This window comes from Cerasibacillus sp. JNUCC 74, assembly GCF_053667775.1.
Map to the genome: position 1 here is coordinate 1,048,079 of NZ_CM132207.1, position 22,207 is coordinate 1,070,285.

Annotated in this window: 20 protein-coding genes and 1 riboswitch; of the genes, 15 read left to right on the forward strand and 5 right to left on the reverse strand. The window is 37.6% G+C overall.

All coding sequences use genetic code 11. From position 1 onward, the window contains the following. Positions 1-199: 199 nt before the first annotated feature. The 7 genes from JNUCC74_RS04735 (at position 200) to arcC (ending at position 8,999) form a co-directional block, all read left to right on the forward strand. The gene (locus JNUCC74_RS04735) at positions 200-1,729 is read left to right on the forward strand and encodes a xanthine permease (protein WP_454067118.1); all 1,530 of its coding nucleotides are present in this window, start codon (positions 200-202) and stop codon (positions 1,727-1,729) included. A 1-nt stretch (position 1,730) separates the two neighbouring features. Further along, positions 1,731-2,408 carry a cysteine hydrolase family protein gene (locus JNUCC74_RS04740; RefSeq protein ID WP_454067119.1) on the forward strand — a complete coding sequence of 226 codons (678 nt, stop codon included), beginning with the start codon at positions 1,731-1,733 and terminating at the stop codon, positions 2,406-2,408. Between the two features lie 18 nt (positions 2,409-2,426). Continuing rightward, complete coding sequence (locus JNUCC74_RS04745; protein WP_454067120.1) at positions 2,427-3,965, forward strand: xanthine permease; 1,539 nt, start codon at positions 2,427-2,429, stop codon at positions 3,963-3,965. Positions 3,966-3,980: 15 nt separating this feature from the next. Beyond that, positions 3,981-4,910: a DUF2877 domain-containing protein gene (locus JNUCC74_RS04750; protein ID WP_454067121.1), complete on the forward strand. Its 930-nt coding sequence runs from the start codon at positions 3,981-3,983 to the stop codon at positions 4,908-4,910. A 175-nt stretch (positions 4,911-5,085) separates the two neighbouring features. After that, complete coding sequence (gene fdrA / locus JNUCC74_RS04755; protein WP_454067122.1) at positions 5,086-6,636, forward strand: acyl-CoA synthetase FdrA; 1,551 nt, start codon at positions 5,086-5,088, stop codon at positions 6,634-6,636. 1 nt (position 6,637) lies between these two features. Further along, positions 6,638-8,071: an oxamate carbamoyltransferase subunit AllG family protein gene (locus JNUCC74_RS04760; protein WP_454067123.1), complete on the forward strand. Its 1,434-nt coding sequence runs from the start codon at positions 6,638-6,640 to the stop codon at positions 8,069-8,071. Further along, entirely contained in the window at positions 8,064-8,999 is a 936-nt protein-coding gene (gene arcC, locus JNUCC74_RS04765; RefSeq protein ID WP_454067124.1) for a carbamate kinase, read from the forward strand. The genes JNUCC74_RS04760 and arcC overlap by 8 nt, the downstream gene beginning before the upstream one ends. 542 nt (positions 9,000-9,541) lie before the next feature. Here arcC and JNUCC74_RS04770 read toward each other — a convergent pair. Together JNUCC74_RS04770 and JNUCC74_RS04775 are read right to left on the reverse strand one after the other, a co-directional pair. Further along, entirely contained in the window at positions 9,542-10,141 is a 600-nt protein-coding gene (locus JNUCC74_RS04770; protein WP_454067125.1) for an SCO family protein, read from the reverse strand. 711 nt (positions 10,142-10,852) lie between these two features. Further along, positions 10,853-11,515, reverse strand: coding sequence for an HAD family hydrolase (locus JNUCC74_RS04775; RefSeq protein ID WP_454067126.1), 663 nt, complete (start codon positions 11,513-11,515; stop codon positions 10,853-10,855). A 217-nt stretch (positions 11,516-11,732) separates the two neighbouring features. On the opposite strand from JNUCC74_RS04775, the gene JNUCC74_RS04780 reads away from it, so the two are divergent. Beyond that, positions 11,733-12,632 carry an acetamidase/formamidase family protein gene (locus JNUCC74_RS04780; protein ID WP_454067127.1) on the forward strand — a complete coding sequence of 300 codons (900 nt, stop codon included), beginning with the start codon at positions 11,733-11,735 and terminating at the stop codon, positions 12,630-12,632. A gap of 593 nt (positions 12,633-13,225) precedes the next feature. Here the strand turns inward: JNUCC74_RS04780 and JNUCC74_RS04785 are convergent. Next, the gene (locus tag JNUCC74_RS04785) at positions 13,226-13,699 is read right to left on the reverse strand and encodes a DinB family protein (protein ID WP_454067128.1); all 474 of its coding nucleotides are present in this window, start codon (positions 13,697-13,699) and stop codon (positions 13,226-13,228) included. Positions 13,700-14,361: 662 nt separating this feature from the next. Then, positions 14,362-14,473, forward strand: a riboswitch (TPP riboswitch). Positions 14,474-14,609: 136 nt separating this feature from the next. On the opposite strand from JNUCC74_RS04785, the gene JNUCC74_RS04790 reads away from it, so the two are divergent. From JNUCC74_RS04790 to JNUCC74_RS04820, 7 genes are all read left to right on the forward strand, one after another. After that, positions 14,610-15,221: a thiamine phosphate synthase gene (locus JNUCC74_RS04790; RefSeq protein WP_077319761.1), complete on the forward strand. Its 612-nt coding sequence runs from the start codon at positions 14,610-14,612 to the stop codon at positions 15,219-15,221. Then, complete coding sequence (locus JNUCC74_RS04795) at positions 15,205-15,555, forward strand: NAD(P)/FAD-dependent oxidoreductase (protein ID WP_454067129.1); 351 nt, start codon at positions 15,205-15,207, stop codon at positions 15,553-15,555. Before JNUCC74_RS04790 ends, JNUCC74_RS04795 begins: the two co-directional genes overlap by 17 nt. Further along, positions 15,506-16,321, forward strand: coding sequence for an NAD(P)/FAD-dependent oxidoreductase (locus JNUCC74_RS04800; protein WP_454067130.1), 816 nt, complete (start codon positions 15,506-15,508; stop codon positions 16,319-16,321). The genes JNUCC74_RS04795 and JNUCC74_RS04800 overlap by 50 nt, the downstream gene beginning before the upstream one ends. A 50-nt stretch (positions 16,322-16,371) precedes the next feature. Then, entirely contained in the window at positions 16,372-16,575 is a 204-nt protein-coding gene (gene thiS / locus JNUCC74_RS04805; RefSeq protein WP_077319764.1) for a sulfur carrier protein ThiS, read from the forward strand. 3 nt (positions 16,576-16,578) lie between these two features. After that, positions 16,579-17,343 (forward strand): thiazole synthase, encoded by a 765-nt coding sequence (locus tag JNUCC74_RS04810; RefSeq protein WP_454067131.1) that lies wholly within the window; start codon positions 16,579-16,581, stop codon positions 17,341-17,343. Further along, the gene (locus tag JNUCC74_RS04815; RefSeq protein WP_454067831.1) at positions 17,343-18,359 is read left to right on the forward strand and encodes a ThiF family adenylyltransferase; all 1,017 of its coding nucleotides are present in this window, start codon (positions 17,343-17,345) and stop codon (positions 18,357-18,359) included. The genes JNUCC74_RS04810 and JNUCC74_RS04815 overlap by 1 nt, the downstream gene beginning before the upstream one ends. A 552-nt stretch (positions 18,360-18,911) precedes the next feature. Beyond that, a complete protein-coding gene (locus tag JNUCC74_RS04820) occupies positions 18,912-19,700 on the forward strand; it encodes an ABC transporter ATP-binding protein (RefSeq protein ID WP_454067132.1) in 789 nt (262 codons plus the stop codon). Positions 19,701-20,093: 393 nt separating this feature from the next. Here JNUCC74_RS04820 and JNUCC74_RS04825 read toward each other — a convergent pair whose 3' ends face one another. Then, positions 20,094-21,485: a nucleoside recognition domain-containing protein gene (locus tag JNUCC74_RS04825; protein WP_454067133.1), complete on the reverse strand. Its 1,392-nt coding sequence runs from the start codon at positions 21,483-21,485 to the stop codon at positions 20,094-20,096. Further along, positions 21,475-22,206 (reverse strand): FeoB small GTPase domain-containing protein, encoded by a 732-nt coding sequence (locus tag JNUCC74_RS04830; protein WP_454067134.1) that lies wholly within the window; start codon positions 22,204-22,206, stop codon positions 21,475-21,477. Before JNUCC74_RS04830 ends, JNUCC74_RS04825 begins: the two co-directional genes overlap by 11 nt. Position 22,207: the final 1 nt, after the last annotated feature.

A 22,207-nucleotide genomic window follows, 5' to 3' on the forward strand; every position in this document is an offset into this window, starting at 1 on the left:
CGACTAGTATGGATTTTGTTGTTGGTTTATTACAATAAATAAAGTTTTATTCGTCTAAAATTGCTAATGAATACTCTTTCAATCATTGATATGATGATTGTAACAAAGAAACGGAAAGAGGTGAGAGTTAACAAAATTAAATATAATGAGGAGGTCACAGCTTTAAAAAGAAAACCCTATTTTAAGGGAGTGAATCGCCATGGGCGGGGCAGTTAGTCGAATTAAATTGTGGCATCGAGAAGATATTGATGGTTTTTTTGGTTTATTTACGAATAACTTAACGAATTTATTAGTGATGGCAGGTTTATTAAATATTTCAATCGGTATGCCAGCTGCAATTACCTATGGAAAAATTCTTCCAGCAGTTGGATTATCAATTTTTGCTAGTAGCCTTATTTATAGTTGGATGGCTTATCGATTAGCAAAAAAAGAAGGAAGAGATACGGTAACGGCATTGCCTTCTGGTACGAGTGTTCCACATATGTTTTTAATTGTGTTTCTCATTATGGGACCAGTGTATTGGAAAACAGGAGACCCTTATATTGCTTGGTTTGCCGGGTTAGCGTGGGGATTTGTAGAAGGGATTATTGAATTATCAGGTTCCCTAATTGGAGCGAAAGTCAGAAAGGTACTGCCAAGAGCAGCCATGCTAGGTTCACTGGCAGGCGTATCACTTACTTTTATCGTTATGACGCCAGCAATGCAGACGTTTGATCTCCCGTATATTGGCTTTATTTCATTAGCCATTATCTTTCTTGGCTGGTTCGGTAAAGTGAAGTTACCATTTCGGATACCAGTTGGTTTGTTTGCTATCATCATAGGTACTATTATTGGCTGGATAACTAGAAATATGGATATAAGTGCTGTTACAGAGTCAGCGAAACAAATACAGCTAAGCGTACCTACTTTTTCAGTAAAGCGAATTATTGACGGTTTTTCTGCAGCAGGGCCATTTTTAATCGCTGCAATCCCCTTAGGAATTTATAATTTTTTTGAAACGATTGATAATATTGAAAGTGCGGAAGTCGCTGGTGACAGCTATAATACTAAACAAGCTTTAATTGCCGATGGTTCTACGACAATATTAGCCAGCCTATTTGGAAGCCCTTTCCCAACTGCGGTATTTATCGGGCATGTTGGCTGGAAAGAAGCAGGAGCCCGAATCGGCTATACATGGGCCACCGGATTATCTATCTTAGTCTTAACTTGGCTTGGATTAATTTCGTTACTGTTAACGATCATTCCGCTTGAAGCGATTGTACCGATCTTAATCTATATTGGACTAATTATCGGAGCTCAAGCATTTCAGCATGTCGATATGAAATACGCACCAGCTGTTATTTTAGCGATGATCCCTTGGATTGCTAACTGGGGGCAAAATATTGTCGATACTGCTTTCACGAGTGCGGATACATCGGCTCTAGAGGTTGGTTATGCCGCCATAGCAACTGCTGGTTTAGAGTATAGCGGACTCCTTAGTTTAGGAACAGGTGCTATTATTATTGGCATGATATGGTCAAGTATTCTCGTGTTTATTATCGATCAAAACTTTAAAAATGGTGCAGTGGTATGTTTAATCGGAACGATTTTATCGTTTTTTGGAATCATTCATTATAAAGAAATTGGCATAGGTGTTGGCTGGGAAACTGCAATTAGCTATGCAGTGGTAGGACTGATTTTACTAAGTATTTATGTGAAACAAAATACAAATAACATGGAGGAATTGTAAAATGAGTAAATTATATTCGATGGAAGCAAAACCTTATAATTTTGAATTCAATTTAGATAATACAGCGTTAGTGATTATTGATATGCAACGTGATTTTTGTGCACCAGGCGGTTTTGGAGAGAAATTGGGAAATGATATTACATTAACACGTTCCATTATACCAACCATTAAAAATGTATTGGAAGTAGCTCGAGAAAAAGGATTATTTGTTGTCCATACACGTGAAGGTCACCGCCCGGATTTAACCGATTGCCCGCGAAATAAATTAGCTCGTGGTAAAAAGCAGGGAGCAGGTATTGGCGATGAAGGGCCGATGGGAAGAATCCTAGTTCGTGGGGAATATGGTCATGATATTGTCGATGAACTTACTCCTGTTGAAGGTGAAGTAATCATTGATAAGCCCGGGAAAGGAGCATTTTTTCAGACTGATTTAGAGATAATTTTACGCAATAAAGGAATTACAAATTTATTAGTTGGCGGAGTTACTACACATGTTTGTGTACAAACAACGATCCGAGAAGCTAATGATCGTGGGTTTGATTGCTTATTACTAGAAGATTGTTCAGCTGCTTTTGATCCGAGAGATCATGAAGATTCAATTCGTATGATTCATCAACAAGGTGGCATATTCGGTTGGACTGCACCATCAAAAAACTTACTTGAAGCACTTAGTAAATAGCAGAAAGGAGAAGAAAATATGGGTAACTCTAAACAAATTCTAGGAACCCCGTGGTTTGTAAAAGGAGATATCAATGGATTTTTCGGACTGTTTAGTAATGTGTTAACAAACTTCCTTGCTGCAATAGGACTGCTTGTTGCCATTAACATGCCGAGAGATATTGTATATGGGCATATTGTTCCGGCAGCAGCGCTTACCATTGGGATTGGCGGAATCTTTTTCGCTATTCAGGCTAGACGAAAATCATTGAGAGAAAACCGTGATGATGTTACTGCACTGCCATATGGCTTAAGTGTACCACATTATTTTGTTGTATCGTTTGCTGTCATGCTACCGGTATATGCCAACACTCAAGATTGGGTGCTGGCATGGTCAGTAGGTATTGCTTGGAATTTAGTCCAAGGAATTATCATGACATTAGGCGCTTTTGTTGGCCCTTATATTCAAAAATATATCCCGCGTAGCGCCTTGTTAGGCTCTTTGGCTGGTATTGCTCTAACGTATATTGCTATGAATCCAATGGGAGAAATATTTACTACACCTTATATTGGACTGATAACATTAGTCATTGTTCTTGCTGGGTGGTTAGCACATAAAAAATTACCTGGTAATATTCCAGCTGGATTATTAGCGATATTAATTGGAATGATCCTTGCTTGGGTAACTGGGTACATGGATGTAGCTGCTGTAAAAGAAGCTGCTAGTGGCTTCTCCCTTGCATATCCTAGCTTTGCACTCGGACATTTAGCTGAAGGCTTTGCTTATTTATCACCATTTTTAGCTGCTGCTATACCTTTAGCAATTTATGATTTTCTTGAAAGTTTGGATAATATCGAGAGTGCTGAAGTTGGTGGAGATAAATACCCTACGACTTTATCACTGCTTGTTCCAGGGGTATTAACCCTTTTTGGAGCAGCACTTGGAAGTGTTTTTCCAACCATTATTTATATCGGTCATCCAGGTTGGAAAAAGGCTGGCGCTCGTGTAGGTTATTCGATGGCGACAGGCGTTGGTGTTATCATTATTTCCTTTATCGGTTTATTGCCATTAATGATGTCCATTATTCCGTTAGTTGCCCTACTTCCAATCCTTGTATACATTACAATGACGATTGGTACCCAAGCTTACAGTACAGCAAAAGTAGAACATATGCCGGCGATGTTCCTAGGATTAACCCCATTTGTAGCAAGTTATATTATTCAGCAGGTTGACAATGCTTTAGCCGCAGCAGGTACGGATGCAGCTACAGTAGGCTTTGATGTACTTGCCAATAATGGTATTAAATATGTTGGTTGGGATACGCTAGGGTCTTCTGATATTCTCGTATCGATGATGTTAATTACAATTGTTATATTTTTAATTGACAAAAAGTATAAACTTGCCGCTATATATAGCTTTGTAGCTGCTGCTCTATCCTTTGTTGGCTTGATTCATGCTCCTGAAATTGGTTTTGGTGCAGGTCAGACAGGTGCATTAGGCTATCTTGCAATGGGGATTACTTTACTAGCGCTTTACTTCTATCGTGATAAAGGTGAATTAAAGGAGCTTAAGTCATAATCAATTGGTGATTGTATGAAAAATAAACATTGCCAAATTCATGTAATAGATAAGCATTTACTTGATTGGTTCAACCAACTTCAAACAGGTGAACAAATTGGAAATGTTCACAGTGTTTTTGACAAGGTGATCAATTTCATTTCCAATGATGGCAGCATGCTTTTTTCTCTAGCAAAAGACCGAATTATTCAAGCTCCAAAAATGATGAAAACAACAGATGAAATTAGCTTTAATGCTATGTGTTCATCTATAAAACCTAGTAATCCGGTCGTTAAGGTTGGTGAAAAAGCGATTCAAATAAAAGGCTGGCAATGGAGCTATATGTCTTCAGAACACTGGGAAAGGGAGCTTTCATCCCTTTCCCAAGTGAAACCAGCTTTATCAGAGTCACATTTAGCCTATATCGATGCATTTATCGAGGCAAATGGTCGAAACGGTGGACTGTTATCTGCCTGGAAGCATGTGATTGGGCGAAGTGAAACGGTAAGTGGAAGCAGCATCGTTAATATTTATTTTCAACCTTTTGTTAAGGGGTTTAAAACCATTACAGAAGAAATAGAAAACCAACAACTCGAAAAATTTATGTTTTGTTTTGCCGGTTTAGGGGTTGGATTAACGCCATCAGGCGATGATTTCCTTACTGGTTTACTGGCAACATGGCATTACTTCGGTTTTTCTTTATATCAGGATTTTATGAGCAATTGCAACGTTAATTTATCCATTTTAAAAAGAAGAACAACAGATATTAGTTATTTTATGTTAGAAAATTGCTGTTTCGGTTATGTTAATGACGCTTTACTCGACTTACTTGAACATATTCATCATCCAACGATGCCATTACAGCAAGTCCTATCTATTGGTTCAATTTCCGGGACCGATATGTTAATCGGCGTAAGCTTTGCATACCGGCAATTATTAAAGCAGCGAATTCTGCTTGAGGATTAGAGGTTGGAATTGTACCTTTTCTGACTGTTGCGAAGCCAGTTTTACCCTCGTAATCAGTAAATGGCAGATGACTTTACAACATAAAAAATCAATAGGAAACGAAAATCGTTAATATCAGGATCTAGACTCTATTAACGCATTTTTAACTTTCATTCATATAAGGAGGAATTTGGGAATGGCTTCAATTGTAAAAGTAGTACCAAATACGTACCATGATTCCGTTACATTAATGTCTTTATCTGGAAAAATTAAAAAGTATGATGGTGTTGAACAAGCTGTTGTGTCAATGGCTACACAAATGAATAAAGAGCTATTAAATAATATAGGGTTAATGACAGAAAAAGTACAGACTGCAACAGAAAATGATCTCATTATCGCTGTAAAAGCGGATTCCGATGAGCGTGTAGAAGAAGTTATCGGACTTATTGAAACAGAATTAACTGCAAAAAAATCTAAAAAAGAAAAAAACGGTAACCAGCCAGTTAAAACCATTCATGCAGCTTTAAATACGATGCCAGAAGCGAATATGGCGATTATATCCGTTCCGGGCGAGTATGCTTCGCGAGAGGCTAGACAAGTATTAAAGCAAGGAATGCACGTCATGCTTTTCAGTGACAATGTTTCGATCGAGGATGAAAGATCACTAAAAGAATTAGGCAGAGAAAAAGGTTTATTTGTCATGGGGCCTGACTGTGGAACAGCAATTATTAATCATACTGGTTTATGTTTTGCAAATAAGGTGAGTGAAGGAGAAATAGGCCTTGTAGCTGCTTCAGGTACAGGATTACAAGAGGTTACAGTGCAAATTGACAAGCTTGGCTATGGGATTACACAAGCAATTGGAACAGGAGGTCGTGATCTTCATGAGGAGATTGGCGGAATCATGATGCTTCAAGGGCTTAAAGCGTTGGAAGCTGATGAAAAAACAAAAGTAATCACATTAATTTCTAAGCCGCCAGCTCCAAAAGTTCAGGAAAAAATTCTAGCTGAGGTTAAAAAATGTCAAAAGCCAGTAGTTGTCTGTTTCTTAGATGGTGATGCACATGAAGTTGAAGAGGCTGGGGCTGTATTTTCTCCAACTTTAATTGATGCTGCACGTCAAGCGGTTAAATTGATCGATCCAGAAAGCGAGATCGATTCAGAAGTTGCTGAAACAGCTTCTAGTTGGGCGAAAGCAGAACAGAAAAAAATAACAGATTCGCAACAATATATTAGAGGGCTTTTCTGTGGTGGTACTTTAACTTCAGAAGCATTATCGCTCATTCGTGATGCTGGATTAAAAGTAAAAAGTAATGTTGCCAAAAAACAAGCAGAAAAGCTAAATGACGTTCATACGAGTACAGGTCATACCTTACTTGATTTAGGTGATGATGATTTTACGAAAGGCAAACCACACCCAATGATTGATCCAAGCTTAAGAAATGAACGAATTGTTGCAGAGGCTAAAGACCCTGAAACAGCCGTATTGTTACTGGACTTTGAATTGGGATATGGTTCACATGAAGATCCAGTTGGGGTCAGTCTAGATGCACTTCAAGAAGCTAAACAAATGGCTACACAAGCTGGAAGGTATTTACCAGTTGTTGCATATATATGTGGAACTTCTAAAGATAAGCAAGACTATCAACAACAAGAAAAGAAACTCAAAGCTATGGGTGTTTATGTAGCTGACAGTAATGCGATGGCAACTAAAATTGCAACCATGCTTGTTAAGGAGGTAAATTAACATGAGTAACATCCAAGATCTATTTAACAAAAAGCTGCATGTTATTAATATCGGTACGTCAACATTTAAAGATGATTTGGATTTACAAGGAACAGAAGCAATTCAATTCGATTGGCAGCCACCTGCCGGAGGAAATATGGAATTAATTCATGCATTAGACTATTTCCAAGATAATGAAAGAATAGATAATGCGAATAAAGAAGCGATTTCCCGAATAAAAGCGGCTCATCCATTTTTAGTAGATATTGATCTAGCTAAAAACGTGATTCCAGGAATGCATAGCAACATGATTCTTCATGCTGGTCCTCCAATTGCATGGGGAAATATGGCTGGTCCAGTTCAAGGAGCCATAATCGGAGCATTAATTTACGAAGGGCTAGCGAATAATGAGGAAGAAGCAAAAGCTTTAGTTGCAAACGGTGAAATTGAGTTTGCTCCGTGTCATGAGCATTCAGCTGTAGGACCAATGGCAGGTATTGTGTCCCCCTCCATGCCAGTTCATGTTGTTGAAAACAGAACTCATGGAAATAAAGCATATTGTACAGTAAACGAAGGATTAGGAAAAGTGCTACGATTTGGTGCTTTTTCCGAGGATGTTATTCAGCGCTTGAAATGGATCAAAGACGTTTATGCAAAAGCATTGAAAAAAGCATTGGCATTAAGCGATGGCATTGATCTTAAATCAATAACTGCCCAAGCTTTGCATATGGGGGATGAATGTCATAATCGTAATAAAGCTTCTACCAGTCTTTTTTATCGTGAAATTACCGATTACTTTTTACAAACGGATTTAGATACAGAACAATTGCGTGAGGTGATGCAATTTATTAAGGATAATGAACATTACTATCTAAACCTTTCTATGCCGGCTTGTAAAGCTGCTTTAGATGCAGGTCACGGGGTTCCTTATTCTACAGTTGTCACTACGATGGCGCGAAATGGTGTAGAATTTGGCATTCGCGTTAGCGGGCTTGGTGAACGGGAGTGGTTTACTGCACCAGCTAATTTTGTAAAGGGACTATTTTTCCCTGGTTTCTCAGAAGACGATGCTGCACCTGACCTTGGGGATAGTGCGATTACGGAAACGATGGGAATTGGCGGTTTTGCAATGGGTGGATCTCCAGCAATTGTTCAATTTGTTGGTGGTGAAGTAGCAGATGCCATTCATTACAGTGAACAAATGTATGATATTACAGTTAGTGAAAACAATAATTTCTCCATTCCAACATTAAACTTCCGCGGTACTGCATTTGGAATAGACGTATTAAAAGTCATTGAGACGGGAATTTTACCTGTTATCAATACTGGAATGGCTAGTAAAATTGCCGGTGTTGGTCAAATTGGCGCAGGTATTGTTCACCCACCAAAAGCATGTTTTGAAAAAGGATTAATGCGTTTTTATGAAGTTTACGGGGAGGGCGGAAATAATGGGTAAAGTGTTAATTGCTCTTGGAGGTAATGCACTTGGTAATAACCCCAAAGAACAGCTTGAGCTCGTACGAGAATCTGCTAAACCGATTGCGGATATGATTGAGCAAGGGCATCATGTAATTATTGCTCATGGGAACGGGCCGCAAGTAGGATCAATTCATATAGCATTTGATTATGGTTCCAAAACAAATACGAACATTCCTAAAATGCCGTTTGCAGAGTGCGGAGCGATGAGCCAAGGGTATATTGGCTATCATTTACAAAATGCAATACGAGAAGAATTATTAAATCGATCCATTCATAAATCTGTATCCACCATTATTAGCCAAGTAGTAGTCGATAAGGATGATCCAGCTTTTGAAAATCCGACTAAACCAATAGGATCCTTTTTATCTAAACATGAAGCGGAAAAATTAATGAAAGAAACAAATGATGTTTATGTGGAAGATGCTGGCAGAGGATATCGCAAAGTAATTCCTTCTCCTCTGCCAATTAAAGTAGTGGAAAAAGAAGTTATCGCTGATTTAGTAGATGCTGGACATATTGTGATTACCATAGGCGGTGGTGGTATTCCTGTAATTGAGAGGGAAGCAAATGCTTTAGAAGGAGTAGATGCGGTAATTGACAAAGATTTGGCTAGTCAGTGTTTAGCAAATGAATTAGATGTTGATTTTCTTTTTATTCTTACTGCTGTTGAGAAAATAGCGATCAATTACGGAAAGCCTAATCAACAAGATCTTGACCAAATGACAATTGCTGAAGCAAATAACTATATTGCTGAAAGACAGTTTGCACCTGGCAGCATGCTTCCTAAAGTTCAGGCTGCCATTCAATTTGTGCAGGGACGCTCAGGAAGAAAAGCAATCATCACCTCATTAAATAAAGCTAAAGAAGCGATTTTAGGTAAAACAGGTACTACGATATACAAATAATGGGGACGTAAATTTATAAACGATGAAGCTGATATAATGAAAGTCCATTGTATCAGCTTCTTTACTTATTTAGGTGATTACCCTCATTTCCGCATCGTGGATAGCTTTGGGATACAATTAAAAGATATTCGGTTTTTAAGTGAGTTAAACAATATTCTTCCACAAATGATTGTAGTTAAGCAAACTCTGTAAAAGGAACATTTCCATCATCAATGGAAGCTGATCGTACAGAAGCTGGCAAATTTTCAAATACTGAACATCTATCTATACTGTTAGCAATGGCAATTGTGGCAGTTCTTGAAATAATGTGATCAAATAAAGGATAAAAGCTACTATAATCGTTTCTATTGAGTTCAACACCTATTTAGAAGAAAACAGCTGATGCCCACAAAAGCATTAGCTGTTATTTTAAAAATTTGAATTTAAATAAAACATATAACAAAGCAGTCTATTTGCTAAGCTTTTAAAGTTAGCTTAGCTTTTGTTTTGAAAATGATATTGGATCTCAAACAAAACTTCATCAAAAGGGCTCAGAGTATAAATCACTTTTTTTCGGAAAGTCCAAGTGCTTTTAAATCAGCGATAATTTGATCCATACTATCTGCTTGTACGCCATTATATTTTTTAATAGCCATTCCTTCTGGATTAACTAAGAAAAAGCTCGTTCCATGGGTAACTTGATCCTCACCTTCTGGTGGAGGAGCCACCATGCTCTTAAACGATTTAATAGAAAACTCTTTAATGGTTTGAAAATCATAGCCTGTCAAAAACGTCCAATTATCTAAATCTGCTTTATAGTCTTTGGCATACGATGTTAATACCTCTGGTGTATCATTTTCGGGATCTACGCTAAAGGAAACAAATTGAATGTTTATATTTTCTTCCTTTACCTTCTGTTGTAGTTTTACCAAATTGGATGTCATAGGTATGCAGACAGACGTACAATTTGTAAAAATGAAATCAGCTACCCAATAGTCTCCCTTTAGATCCTCTAAGGACAGCTTTTCATTATCTTGTGTAGTAAAAGTGAAGTCGTTTACTTCTTCTGATATATTTGGTTCGATTTTTTCCTCTACACCACCACCACAAGCAGTTAATACAATTGTTGCTGCTAGTAGAATAACCCCCAGATATTTTTTCATTTGTAACTTCCTCCCATAGATGTATCAATTTTATTCTATCAATTTATTTGGTTGACTGCTGGTAAGTTGTATTTATCCCCTTAAGACAACTTAATTACAGTGATTCTTAAGATTTTAGTAAATGAAAAGTTTTGCTAACATGAGCCCAAGCCAGCTCATTTTAAGTAACTCATAAAGATAGATATAACAATTAATAACAAATTAAAACATAGTTTAACGAAATTGTATCAACGAATAAAAATGATATCAATATCAATATGTGAAGGAAAAATGACAACTGTGTGATATTTTATGAATGCTTAGTAAAATTTTATTCCGCATCTATAGTACAGTATGTTTTTTCTCTTCAAGAGCAATAGGGAACAAAAAGAATTACAAGCAGGAAATAAAGGCACACTTATATGCCCGATTCGTTTGGGTTAACAGGACGAGAAAAACTTCGAAAGCGATACATCGTACGCAGAAAAAGTGTTCTTCTTTTTTAAGGATAGATTTGCTACGGTAGTGACACATCGCGGTTTTTCAAGGACGAGAAAAACTGCTGTAGCAATACATTACGGTTTTAAAAGGACGTTGATCTTAGCCTTGATCTGCTTTTTGCATAGATAAAAGCCCTAATGAATGAAGGTCAATTTATAAATAACCAGTAAAAAGCAAAGGAGAAAGTCATTTGTTCATACCTTCCCCCTAAATTATTTGTGATCATAAATACTATAATTTTATACGACGAAACATATCTCGAACATCGAATAAGCTATCTGCAATTTTATAAGCTTTTGTTTTCATTTCTTGATTAGGTGAAACTAAATCAGGAATGACAATGCATTTTATTCCAGCAGCATATGCCGCTCTTAAGCCATTTGGAGAGTCTTCCAGAACAAGAGCAGTATCAGGCTTCTCTCCAGCTCGATGACATGCCTCAATAAAAATATCAGGATTTGGTTTACCTCGTTCTACTTCTTCACCACTCATATAAAAATCGAAACGATCCGTTAATTCATTCATTGTTAAGTAATGTTTAATGGTTGTCAGTGAGCTAGATGAAGCAACGCATTTTTTGATATGAAGTTCATCTAATATATCGAGCAGTTCATGTACTCCCGGCATTATGCCAACACCTTCTGTTTCTACGATATGCTGAAATTCTTTTAGATAATTTTCTGTTACAAGGCTTAAGGAAAAATCATCTCCGTATACACCTTGCAGTATTTTTTCCTCTTCTTGAACTCCTGATCCAATAACTAAACTATATATATCCATAGATAGTTGATAGCCAGCTTGACCCATCGCTTTTTTTAAAGCCTTATAAGCAATACGCTCCGTATCAAAAAGCAGGCCATCCATATCAAAAATAACTTGACGAATCTTGTTCATTAACTTCTCTCCTTGTTGTATAGTTAGAACTTCAATAAACAGTCCTACACAGCTGTAAAACCATCCTTATTATAACAGTGAAGCTTAATTACAGCTATTAAAATCATCGATCCTTAACTAGAAAAAATAGAATATGACTAGAGAGTATTGTTAAAAACGATTAACTGGTATGATATAGGTAACTTTTTATTCATGATCTACTAATAGGAGGCAAAAAATGAAAAAAATTGCTAAGGAAAGATGTATCTTAACGATGTCCCCGAACAATAAACCGGTCGAAACAGCGGCTTCAGGCGAAACAATCTTATTTGAAGCCTATGACTGTTTTAGTAATCAGATTAAGAACGAAAGTGATAAGTTTAGTTCTGTTGGCTGGGACAAAATTAATCCGGCAACTGGCCCTTTGTATGTAGAAGGTGCGGAACCTGGCGATACGCTTAAGATAGAGATACTTGATATTAAGATTATAGATCAAGGCGTTATGACGGCTGCTCCTAAAATGGGAGTACTTGGAGAGAGGATAGTTGCAGAAAAAACAAAAATCATCGCTGTTGAAAATGGCTATGCCAATTTTAATGAAAAATTAAAGCTGCCAATTAAACCGATGATTGGTGTTATTGGGACTGCTCCCCGTAATGAGGAGGTACCAACTGGAACGCCGAAAGACCATGGTGGTAATATGGATTGTAAGCGGGTATGCAAGGGAGCTACGCTTTATTTACCAGTAAATGTAGATGGGGCACTTTTGGCAATGGGGGACGCACATGCTGTTATGGGAGATGGCGAGGTAGTCATCTGTGGCTTGGAAATACCTGCTGAAATTACTGTTAAAGTTAGCGTTATTAAAGGACAGCCTTATCCGCTACCTTTTTTAGCCGACCCAGATCATGTAATGACAATCGCTTCTGCCGAGACACTGGACGAAGCGGCAAGGCAAGCAACCAAAAATATGCACACTTTTCTTGTTAACGAATTAAAAATGGATAGCGATGAAGCAGCTATGTTTCTATCAGTAGGGGCAGATCTGAGAATTTGTCAAATTGTTGACCCGCTGATGACATCAAGAATGGAGCTTCCAGTATGGGTATTAGAAAAATATAATTATGTATTGAAATAAAGATGTTATTCGTTGTGAGTAAAGATAGAGGTGAGTTTATGAGGGGAAGGATCTCCCTTTAAGATGAATGGTGATCAATCACAGTCAGCTTATTCACTGGGTTTTATGGAAGAAGATTTAAAGATATTCTTTAGTGAAAAACTTTTTTCAAGTTCCTTACGTTAACATTGTAAAATTTGGACTTCAGTTAGGAAACTAGCAGTTAGCATATGTGGAAAAAGAAAAACGGTTACTAACGGAAGAAGAACGAAAAGAAATCAATGGTCAACTACTGGATAATATGGAGGTTGAATAAAACGAAAGCAATTTTTAAGGAAAAAGCATGTGTAAACATTTCCCTAAGAATGTTTGTCAGCATATCCCTGTTGTAGGGGCATGTTGCTTTTATCCCGGATGTAAGGATCCGTACTTTTCTCAATCCAAAATGTGCAAATGATATTAAGAACATGATGAGAAAAACGGCTCCTAAATCCCCGATTCGTTCAAAGGCCTTTAGGTCATACCCTTGCGGTACTAACATTCAAGGAGAAAAGCACTCCTTGAATGAAGTTTCCCTTTACCCCGTCAAAAGCTCTGACGTTGGTACAACGTTACTAGCTAAGCGCTTGCGCTTTTGATCCTGCAATCAGTCTCATTGTATGTAATTGACCACTGTGATTTGCTTCATGAAAAACAGCTACTTTTGCTAGACCGCCAATCGTTTCCTGCCCTAAAAACGGCTTCTCCAATTTTGTAGCAAAGTAATCAGGCTGTAAGTCCATAACCCGTCTTAGTTGGTCTTTCAGTTGATCTTTTAGTCCAGCTAGACTTGGTACTTCCTCTGGCCAATTAGCTGGTTTTGTTCCATTTCCAAATAGGGAAACATAGTTTTCCGGTAAATGAGCTGATTGATTAGGAAATCCGAATAAAAATTGTTCAGCAACGGTTAAAATATGTCCAATTTGCCAGCGGATGGTGTTATTTAATCCTTCTAGCTGCACATCTATGAGAGATTCATCCAGTTTATCCATTTCCATTAATAGCATATTTCGGTTAAATGCAAATTGTTCAACTAAAGTTTGACTCATGTTCATCCCCCTTAAAGATCATTATGAAATTAGTATAACAAACCTTTACTTAGAAAACAGCTTTAAAGGGTGTTCAAAAAGGAGGATAAAAGGGGACAAGGTCGGCAAAGGTCACAAGCATCTATGTTGCAAAGCCGACACGAGCATCTTCTATTTAGTTGAAGTTCGAGACGGCGCAGTTCTGGATAGCGGGCTTGTGTATTGACTGCTTCATTTCCTACAGAACGTGGGCGCTTTTAGTAGAAGAGCTTTTATTAATTTAGCTATATGAGCACTCATATAGCTTCCTCAAGACCCATTCCCACGTGGGAAAAAGCGTTTTTCTTTTAATAAAGAAAATGTGCTAGCGGTAATGAGAGCGTAGACGCTAGCCACGCTGCACTTATACTTGAACTTAAAAATTTTTAAATACGTTGAATGAACTTCAGGCTAAAATTTTATACATTCTAATGTACGAAGAATTTCGTTCGCGCTTCTTACCGACTTTTATAAATAACCTTCTATGGGAAATATTTATATAATGAGCGTTCTATAACTTCACTGTATAATTCTCATAGCCAGACTTTTTAGTGAAAAATTACGATAATAGCAATGACTTTACATATCACTTATAATCATGTAAAGTATGGGTAAGTAATATTCTAAAATATTTAATAATAATATATTTTCACTAGGGGTGCCATTGGATAATGGCTGAGATCAACGTATGACGTTGGGACTCTTTGAACCTGATCTGGATGAAGTACCAGCGGAGGAAAGTGACAGTTGACTAGTATCTTTATATTAGTCTTTGAATCTATGACTATGTATGTCGCTTTTTCCTAACCCGGAGAAAGCGGCATTTTTATTTTACTACAGGAAAGTATAAAACTTTAGGCTTTATCGTATAAGAAAAACACTGAGGTGTGGTATGAAACTAATTGCAGTTACTGATGGAAAAATGGCAGAAGCGGAGTTAATAAAAACGGTGCAAGCTATCGCTCCTTATGTTAATTTTATTATTTTAAGAGAAAAGCAGAAATCGCCGCGAGCGTACTTAGCGTTTGTGAATCGTTTATTAGCTGCCGGAGTGCCTAAGGACCGTCTCTGTATCCATGAACATGCTGTAATTTGTGCCATAACAGGCGTAAATAGGCTTCATTTACCGGAAAACAGCTTGCCTGTAAATAAAATTAAGCAACTATTTCCATCATTAACGATAGGTGTGTCTGTTCATACTTTACCAAAAGCTGTGGAGGCAGGGCAAAATGGTGCAGATTATGTCATGTATGGTCATGTTTATGCTACTGCTAGTAAAAAAGGAATGGAGCCTAGAGGAATAAAGCAATTAGAAAAAATTATTTCCTCTGTTTATCTTCCGGTTATAGCAATTGGCGGCATTAATGTAACAAAAATTGAAGAACTAGCACAAGTGAATACTGATGGAATAGCTGTTATGTCAGCTGTTTTTTCTCAAGAAAATCCACTAGAAGCTGTGAAGATACTAAGAGAGGTGGTTAGTAAAAGTGAACAATCATCATGAAGTACTTATTGTTGGCGGAGGGGTAATTGGACATAGTATTTCCTATTATTTAAATAAAAATGGCGTATCTGCAACGGTTATGGAGAAAGGAGAAAGTGGTCACCAAGCAACTCGGGCCGCTGCAGGTATGCTTGGTGTTCACACAGAAAATAAACGTTCTGGGGAGTTTTATCGCTTTTGTAAGGAAAGCAGAGATTTATATAAAAGTTTAAGGCAGGAATTGTATAAGCTTACTTCCATCGATATACAACTTACCTCTTTTGGTATGCTAGAAGTAGCTTTGAATGAAAGTGGAAGCTCAAAAGCTCTTGGAAAAACAACTAGCCTTTTCTGAATTAGAATGGCTTGAAAGAGCAGAATTAAAAGAGAAGTTTCTGTCGTTACCGTCTAAAGTGGTAGGAGCATTGTATATAAAAGAGGATGGGCATGTAGAAACTACACGAGTGTGTGAAGCGTTTAAACAAGCAGCCCTTCAATTAGGGGGTGGGGTTATAGAAAACTGTCATGTAGTAACGATTCAAAAGGCGAAAGCAACATTCGTCCTAACAACAAATAAAGGATCGTTTACGGCTGACCAAGTAGTTATTGCAACAGGTGCAGATAGCGAACGTTGGTTTACAACTTTTGATCTACCAAATCCAATGGTACCAATGAAAGGAGAATGTTTTTCAATCAAACCGAAAAAACAGGAGATAAAAGAGACGTTATTCTTTCATGATTTTTATCTTGTGCCAAAACTGGATGGTCGTTATATTATTGGAGCAACTTCTGTTCCGAATGATCAAACTAGCGATGCTTCTGCAGGCGGAATATATGAGCTGATGCAACGTTTATTTTCGGTATTTCCTCAATTACAGCCCGAAGCGCTTCAATCTATTTGGTCAGGTATTCGACCCGGAACAAAAGACGGTCTGCCAATTATCGGAGAGCATCCTAATTATTCCGGGTTATTTTATGCAACGGGACATTACCGAAATGGTGTCTTACTAGCTCCGGCAACAGGCAAATTGGTAAAGGAGTTAATGATTGATAAGCAAGTTTCCACTCCAGTTTTAGGTTTAATATCACCAGAAAGAGTTGTTTATCAAGAAGTACTATAAAAATAAGGCACTGATTATAGAGAGTGTACTAATAAAGGGAGGAGCTTTTCATGAATATCCGTGTAAATGGTCAAACAATTCATTTTCCCAAAGAAAAGATGACCATTATCGATTTGCTTTCCAGCTATCAATTGCAAGAAAAAATAGCAGTCGTTGAACGAAACAAAGAGATTGTTTCAAAAGAAGCGTATCGACAGACAGAACTTAAAGATGGGGATACGATTGAAATCGTTCATTTTGTTGGAGGAGGTTAAGTTATGTTAAAAATAGGGGATAAGACGTTTCAATCCAGGTTATTGTTAGGTACTGGAAAATATCCAAACTTCCAAGTACAAAAAGAAGCTGTTGCAGTTTCAGATACAGAAATACTAACTTTTGCAGTAAGAAGAATGAACATTTTTGATCCAAATGAGCCGAATTTGTTAGAAGAACTAGATTTAAAAAAGTATACATTGTTGCCAAATACCGCTGGAGCAAAAACAGCCGAGGAAGCAGTTCGGATTGCACATTTAGCAAAAGCATCCGGACTATGTGACATGATTAAGGTAGAAATCATTGGCTGTGAGAGGACGTTGTTGCCTGATCCGTTTGAAACGTTAAAAGCATCGAAACAGCTTGTAAATGAAGGATTTACTGTGCTGACATATACGTCAGATGATGTCGTGTTGGCAAAACGTCTAGAAGAAGCAGGGGTTCACGCGGTAATGCCGGCAGCTTCACCAATAGGCTCTGGTCAAGGAGTTGTAAACCCACTTTACTTACAATTTATTATCGAGCAGGCAGAGATCCCTGTTATTGTCGATGCAGGTATTGGTGCTCCAAGTGATGCCGCCTACGCTATGGAACTTGGGGCAGACGGTATCCTATTAAATACAGCAGTCTCTGGTGCCAAGAATCCTGCGAAAATGGCTGAAGCAATGAAGTTAGCGGTGGAGTCAGGTCGACTTGGCTATGAAGCAGGTCGCATAGCAAAAAAGGCATATGCAACAAAAAGCAGTCCCGAAGCGGCGATGATGGAATGATTTCAGAACGATATTCTCGTCAACAATTATTTGCGCCAATTGGGATGGAAGGTCAAGATCAGCTGGCAAAAAAGCATGTTTTAATTGTAGGTGCCGGGGCATTAGGAAGTGCAAATGGAGAGATGCTAGCAAGGGCTGGGATTGGAAAAATTACGGTCATTGATCGGGATTATATTGAATGGAGTAATTTGAGCAGACAACAGCTTTATACCGAAGAAGATGCCAGACTTTCTCGAACAAAAGCAAAAGCAGCGGAATTAAGATTAAGAGCAATTAATTCCATGATTTCGATTGAGGGACTTGCTGACGAATTTGAACCGGAAAAAGCAGAGAGATTACTAGAGCAGGTAGATTTTGTAATAGACGGGACAGATAACTTCAACACGAGGTTTATCATCAATGATGCCTGTGCAAAATCAGGTGTTCCTTGGGTATACGGCGGGTGTTTAACAAGCTATGGTATTGTTTTACCAATTGTACCTAGAAAAACGCCTTGCCTAAATTGTCTTGTTGATAAACTTCCACAAGAAGGGAGAACCTGTGATACAGTGGGAATTATAGCACCAGCCGTTCAAATTACAGCGAGCTATCAAACAGCGGAATGCTTGAAATATTTAACAGGTCATGAAATGTCACAAGAAATGCTTCATTTTGATGTGTGGGAGCGGACATATGCATCAATTAATGTGAGTAAGTTAATGGATCCTAATTGTCCGTCTTGTTCGAAACAAGCTACCTACCCTTATTTAACTAAGCAGCAAGGAATGCAAACGGCCGTCTTATGTGGAAGAGATACTGTGCAGGTACGACCAAATCAAGTGAAAAGTATGTCTATTTCTGCATTAACGAAGCAATTAAAGCCGCTTGTAGATTCCATTAGAGATAATGGAGAGTTACTTATGTTTACGATTGAAAATACTCGTTTTGTCGTTTTTAAAGATGGCCGCACGTTGATTCATGGGGTAAATGATGTCCAGAAAGCTAGGAAATTGTATCAACGGTATATTGGAGCGTAAATGGAAAAGTCCTGAAGCAATGACATGTGCTTTAGGACTTTTTACATTTAAGAAATATTGTAAAACCTTAAAGATCTTTAAATTTAACGCTGTTTGAACTACTTCTTAAACATGACAAATATTTAAATATATACTTAAATGGTTAAATTTGGTAAATAACTTAAATTCAATATTTGTCCCGCATTTAAGTTACCACAATCCTTACTTCAAGAGTTTTAGAAGAATACGTTATAAACTCTATGGGGGATAACGGCACCTAACGCTGAAGAGGGTCGACAGGACAAGGAAAGACTACGATAACGATACACTGCACGACGAAAAATTGCCTTTTCTTTTTAGGGACAATACGAGTTTAACCTTCGTTTTCTACTTCTTAACAATGGGGAATTAAGCTCTTTAATTAATACCAAAGGAAAGTATAAAATTTTAGGCTTTATAGTATAAGAAAAACTACAGCTTTCACCATAAAGACTTAGCGACAAGCCAAGTTTTTCTAATAAACTTTAGTATAATAAAAGATAAAGTCTATGACAGAAGAATGGGGGAGGACGATTGGCAACTGTAATTGAAATGAAAAATGTTTCATGGAAAAGAGACGGCGAGGTTTTGTTAAATAACATAAATTGGAAAGTAAATAAGGGAGAGCATTGGGCAATACTCGGATTGAATGGTTCTGGCAAAACAACGTTATTGAATATGATAAATGGTTATATTTGGCCGACTACTGGCAAAATCATTGTCTTAGGAAATATGTTTGGAAAAACGGATTTACGGAATTTGAGAAAGAGAATAGGTTGGGTAAGCTCATCATTACAAGAGAAAATAAAAGGAACGAATACGGCCGAAGCTATCATTCTTAGCGGTAAACATGCTTCTATGGGTTTATATGAGCAGCCGGAGAAAACAGATGTTGAGTTTGCTTACCAATTAATGAAAAAACTAGGTATTGAATATTTGCAAAACCGACCTTACCAAACCGTTTCACAAGGGGAAAAACAGAGAATTTTAATAGCACGCGGGCTGATGGCAAAACCAGATTTATTAATTTTAGATGAACCGACGAGCGGGCTCGATTTTCTAGCACGTGAAGAACTCCTAAGCTCCATTAATGAATTAGCTAAACAGCATGATGCACCAACAATTATATTTGTAACGCATCATATGGAGGAAGTTCTACCAGTGTTTTCGCATGTACTTCTGCTTCGAGATGGGACAATCTTTCAAGAAGGGCTTACCAATGAGATTACTTCTAGTACGAGTTGTTTATCTGAGTTCTATCATATACCTGTTGAAGTTACTAAAAAGAACGAGCGAACATGGATTTCTTTAAAGAGACAATAAATAAAGTGAGTGAAATAATCAACCTTTTTCTTTCCCGAACAAAAAGAGGCTGAGAAAAAACTCTTTTAAAATGAATAAGCCGCATAAAATCTAATTTAAAAATCTGATTTTATGCGGCTTATTTTTATACTATAGGAAAGTTAAAATTTTAGGGTTTATCCCGCATGTAAGGTGCCGTAAGTTTCCCACTTCAAGATCTGAGTTCGTGCCAAGAGCTAAGTGGAAGAAAACGGCACCTAAATGCCCGATTGTGTAAAAAGCATTCACGGAATGAAGTTTCACTTTATCGTATAAGAAAAACGATAGCGTTCGCCATAAAAACTTGGAGACAAGCCAAGTTTTTCTAATGATATAACTCATGGCAAATAATTTTCAACTTATGCCCCACCTCTTTTATACCCAGCCAAAACCTCTTACGACTTGAGCAATTGTAAAAGTTACTATAATAGCGATAGCTGTCGGTAGAGCAAAGGAAACAAATGTCCATTTGGCGCTTTTTGTTTCTTTCCAAATATTTAGCATCGTTGTTCCACAAGGGTAATGCAAAAGCGAAAACAGCATCATGTTTAGTGCGGTTAACCACGTCCAGCCATGATCGAGAAAGATTTGTTTTAAATCACTTAAGTTATCTACTTCAATCATAGATCCAGTGGCGAGGTACCCCATTAACAGAATTGGTAGGACAATTTCATTTGCTGGAAACCCTAAAATAAAGGCGGTTAAAATAAAACCGTCTAATCCGATAGCATGAGCGAATGGATCTAAAAAGCCGGCAAAATGTTCGAGTACACTTTGATCACCAACAAAGATATTTGCCAAAATCCATGTGATGATCGAGGCTGGTGCAGCAACAATAACAGCTCTTTTTAAAACAAACCATGATTTATCTAATGTAGCCCGAACAATCGTGTTCCATATTTTCGGTTTTCTATAAGGTGGCAATTCCAGTGTATAATGAGATGGCACACCTCGTAATAACGTTTTAGACAATGACCAAGAAACAAAAACAGTCATTACAATACCGAACAATACAATCCCAACAACAACAGCTGCTGACACGAAGGTACTCATCCCGCCTGAAAATCCGGCAGCCATAAATAACCCAGCAAGTAAAATTAATAATGGCCAACGACCATTACAAGGTACAAAGTTGTTTGTTAAAATAGCTATCATACGTTCTCTTGGCGACTCTATGATTCTCGATGACATAACCGCAGCTGCATTACAGCCAAATCCCATCGCCATGGTTAAGGATTGTTTTCCATGAGCCCCTGATATTTTAAATACTCGGTCCAAATTAAAAGCAACTCGTGGCAAGTAACCAAAGTTCTCAAGTAATGCGAACATAGGGAAGAAAATCGCCATCGGAGGTAACATGACACTCACAACCCATGATGTTCCTCGATAAAAACCTTCAACTAAAACTCCGTATAGCCAGTCAGGAGCGTGTACCAATTGAAAAAAAGCAGTAAGCCAACCTTCAACAACGGAAAAGATTTTGGTGATGACAATTCCTGGATAGTTTGCTCCTACAATCGTTAAATAAATGACAACTCCGAGTAACATAAGCATAATTGGGAAACCGTATATGCGTGATGTTAGGATTTTATCCAAGTTTTCATCGAGCCAAGATACTTTTTTCTTCGTATAATGAACCGATTTATTCGTAAGAGTTTGTGAAGTTTGATAGATTCTAGAAACGATATGATCTCTCATTTCATGGGAAGTATTGTCACCATATTGTTTAAAAAGCTGATTAAGTTGATGTTCTGTATTATGCGCCATGACAGCACCCTCCCTTCATTGGCTCATGTTTTAAACTTGTAAACTCTGGATTACTAATATATACTTTTAAAGCTTCCAGTAATTTAGTATCTCCATCTAACAAACGTAATGCTACCCACCTTGAGGGTAAAGCATCTCCAACAATTTGCTTAATCTTTGGTTCTAATTCGTTAATTTGTTTTTCAACCATAGAATTATATTTAATTTTATATGGATTCGTATGAATTTTTCCTTCAATCATCTGATCAATGGTTTTCAACAGTTGAATAATACCCATTTTTTCTCGTGCGGAGATCAATACAACGGGGATACCGAGCTGTCTCGATAGCTCCTCTTTATCTATTGTTATCCCTTTATTCCTTGCTTCATCAATAAGGTTCACACATAGGATTGCTTGATCTGTCATTTCTAATACTTGCAATGCTAAATTCAAATTTCTTGCTAACGATGTAGCATCGACAACGACTACTGTAATATCCGGCTGTTCAAAAATAATGTAGTCTCTGGCAACCTCTTCATCGGCTGAGTTTGAATAGAGTGAATAAGTTCCAGGCAAATCAATTACTTTATATAGATGCTTATCTGTTTTTAATTCGCCTTCTGCAAGCATAACGGTTTTACCGGGCCAGTTTCCGGTATGTTGCCTTAAGCCTGTCAGTAGATTAAAAAGTGTACTTTTCCCTGTATTAGGATTTCCCGCTAAAGCAATTGTATGACTCATT